Origin of the sequence: Thalassospira sp. UBA1131, from assembly GCF_002311515.1 — a bacterium.
In the GTDB taxonomy this organism is placed as follows: domain Bacteria; phylum Pseudomonadota; class Alphaproteobacteria; order Rhodospirillales; family Thalassospiraceae; genus Thalassospira.
This window is the reverse complement of sequence record NZ_DCAO01000084.1, coordinates 1-3,165: the sequence shown is the minus strand read 5'-3', so window position 1 is coordinate 3,165 and position 3,165 is coordinate 1. Positions and strand designations below refer to the sequence as shown.

General features: G+C 55.7%; 2 protein-coding genes. One reads left to right on the top strand and one right to left on the bottom strand.

Features of this window, described 5'->3' with window-relative positions:
- On the bottom strand, positions 1-971 hold a 971-nt coding region (locus B3Z49_RS12630), incomplete at its 3' end, for a CmpA/NrtA family ABC transporter substrate-binding protein (RefSeq protein WP_296991370.1).
- 211 nt (positions 972-1,182) lie between these two features.
- Here B3Z49_RS12630 and B3Z49_RS12625 point away from each other — a divergent pair.
- Positions 1,183-3,129, top strand: coding sequence for a sigma 54-interacting transcriptional regulator (locus tag B3Z49_RS12625; protein WP_296991367.1), 1,947 nt, complete (start codon positions 1,183-1,185; stop codon positions 3,127-3,129).
- Positions 3,130-3,165 lie beyond the last annotated feature (36 nt).

Here is a 3,165-nt window from a genome sequence, read left to right as displayed (position 1 = left end):
AATGCACAGCACGGATGGCCTTCCCAGATATCCTTGGTCAGCGTGTGCAGGAAGCCGATCTTTTCCCAAACCGCGCGCTGGTTAAACGGATCCGGTGACAGATAACCATCAAGGTTACCGGCACGCAGGTTTGCGACCATCTCGGGCGGCGGAACGACACGGATCTGGATGTCTTTATCCGGGTCCAGGCCATGCTCGGCGACGTAATAGCGCAGCAGGAAGTTGTGCATCGAATATTCGAACGGCACACCGAACTTGAAGCCCTTCCATTGCTTGGGATCACGTTTATCAAGGTGATCGTTATGCAGGACAATCGCCTGACCATTGATGTTTTCAACGGCCGGCATCAGGAACGGCGTTGCGGTTGACCCGGCCCCCATCGAAATCGCCAGCGGCATCGGGGTCAGCATGTGCGACGCGTCATATTCATTGTTCAGCGACTTGTCACGCGCGACCGCCCAACCGGCTGTCTTGATGACATCAACATCAAGGCCGTATTTCTCATAAAAGCCCATCGGCTGGGCCATGATGATCGGCGTGGCACAGGTGATCGGCACAAAGCCGATATTCAGCTTGGATTTTTCGGGCGCGCCCAGATCATCAAGGATGGCGGCCTTGACCTTGTCGATTGGCAGGACCGAGGCAAGGGCTGCCATCATGGTGCTGCCACCGACCATTTTGGCAAACGATCGACGCGAAATGTCGTTGTGACCAAACACCGAACGCACAATTGCGCTGTCGATGGCACGATCAAGCATTTCTTCGCTGCTTTCCGGCGTTTTGGCATCCATATCGCCCATATCACTATGGGCCGGCATGCTGGCCAAATCGTGTTTTACGCCATGGTCATGGTCTTTATGTGATGCATGTGTATGCCCATCTTTTGACGAACAGACATCACAGCCGCATGATTTGCTGTGACGCAGATCGGTATCGCCACTAAATGGATTGCCCAGACTTTTGACTGACATGTGATCACCCCCTGTGTTGTTACGCCGCCAGAAAGGCAGCACCAGATGTTCACAGTCCCTACAGCAACGGGCGTGCCATTTTGTGCATCGCGTCATTTTTCGTTGAAAACGCTGGACTCTTGCGCCTTTGAGTGAGACGCTAACCACATACGAAAAATCGTAATTCACGAAATATCGTAGTAAATATTACGATATTTCGTAGGAGTGTGTGATGAGGATCAGTGAAATCAATCCCCTACCGGTGATGATTGAAAACCTGCATTTGCAGGCATTGCTCGCTCACACCCACCCAACCTTGCTGATTCATCCTAAAACGGACCGGATTGTCTTTGCCAATCAGGCCGCTGCGAACCTGTTGGGGCGCAGCATCGAAGAGCTTCTGACGACCTCGATGAGTGCGCTGCACAAAGGTCAGGTGCCCAGTCTGGTGGTATTTAGCGAGGCGGCCTTTTATCACGGATTTGCCTGGACCCGTGGGCTGGACCTCACCCGCCCCGACGGCACCGAACTGAAACTTGAGCACGAAGCACGTCCACTGATTCTGGATGGTGAAGACTATCTGACCGTGACGATTTCCGATCTCGATGCCCGCCATCGCCGCGATGTGGACTCGGAGGCCGATGATTACTTGCGCGAAGGCATCGCCGAATGGCGCCGTGCCGAACGGTTTTTCCGCGAGATCGAACGTGAAAACCAGCTGATCCTGGGTGCTGCTGGCGAAGGCATTTACGGGGTTAACAGCGACGGGATCACGACATTCGTCAATCCGGCGGCCGAACGTATGCTGGGCTGGACGGCCGAGGAACTGGTTGGCCGCGAAATCCATTCGATCATCCACCATTCGCACGTCAATGGCGACCCGTATCACGCCGAACAATGCCCGATTTACAACGCCTTTCGCGAGGGCATCGTCAGGCGGGTTGATGACGAGGTCTTCTGGCGCAGTGACGGCAAACCCATCCGGGTGGAATATACCTCCACCCCGATCCGCGACCATGGGCTGGTGATCGGGGCGGTGATTGTTTTTCGCGACATCACCGAACGTAAAATCGCCGAGGAAAAGCTGCACGCTGCCCTTGCCGAGGTCGACCGCCTGCGTGAACGGCTTGAGCTTGAAAACGCCTATCTGCAGGAAGAAATCCTCTCAACCAACAACCACCATGAAATCATCGGCCAGTCCGATGCCATTCAGGGTGCACTCAAACAGATCGACCTTGTCGCCCCCACCGATGCCAACGTTCTGATCACCGGCGAGTCTGGCACGGGCAAGGAACTGATTGCGCGCGCCATTCATCAGGCCAGTGCGCGGTCTGATCGCGTTCTGGTGCGTGTGAATTGTGCCGCGATCCCGCATGAACTGTTTGAAAGCGAGTTTTTCGGTCATGTCCGCGGTGCCTTTACCGGTGCTGTGCGTGATCGTGTCGGGCGGTTTGAACTGGCCGATGGTGGCACGCTGTTTTTGGATGAAGTCGGGGAAATCCCGCTGGAGCTTCAGGGCAAGTTGCTGCGTGTTTTGCAGGATCAGAAGTTCGAACGCATCGGCGAAGAACGCACGCGTGAGGTCAATGTCCGCCTGATTGCCGCCACCAACCGCGATCTTAAGGAAGAAGTCCGTCAGGGACGCTTCCGCGAAGACCTGTATTTCCGCCTCAACGTTTTCCCGATTGAATGCCGCCCCTTGCGCGAACGGCCCGACGATATCCCGCCGCTGGCCTCGCACTTCCTGCGCAATATCTGTCAGCGCCTCAATATCGCGCAGCCAACACTGACCAAGGGCCAAGTCCGCACCCTGCAAAACTATGGCTGGCCGGGAAATGCCCGCGAACTGGAAAACGTCATCGAACGGGCTGCCATCCTGGCCCACGACGGCAAGCTGCATTTTGATTTGCCCGAACAGGGCGGGCGCGACAGCCGCAAATTAGCAGCGCCGGCGACAGAGCCCGACAGCAAACCGGAAAAAACCGTACTGACCCGGGGTGAGCTGCGCCAGACCGAATATGACAACATCATCCATGCGCTCACCATGACCAAGGGCAAGGTGTTTGGGGAAAATGGTGCGGCAGCCCTTCTCGATATCAAACCAACCACGCTGGCCTCGCGTATCAAGAAATTCAAAATCGACCGTCGCAGCTTTGCGGCAAACGAAACCATCGACTAATTGCCAAAATTACCATCGTCTGGTTGCCTGTTGCGT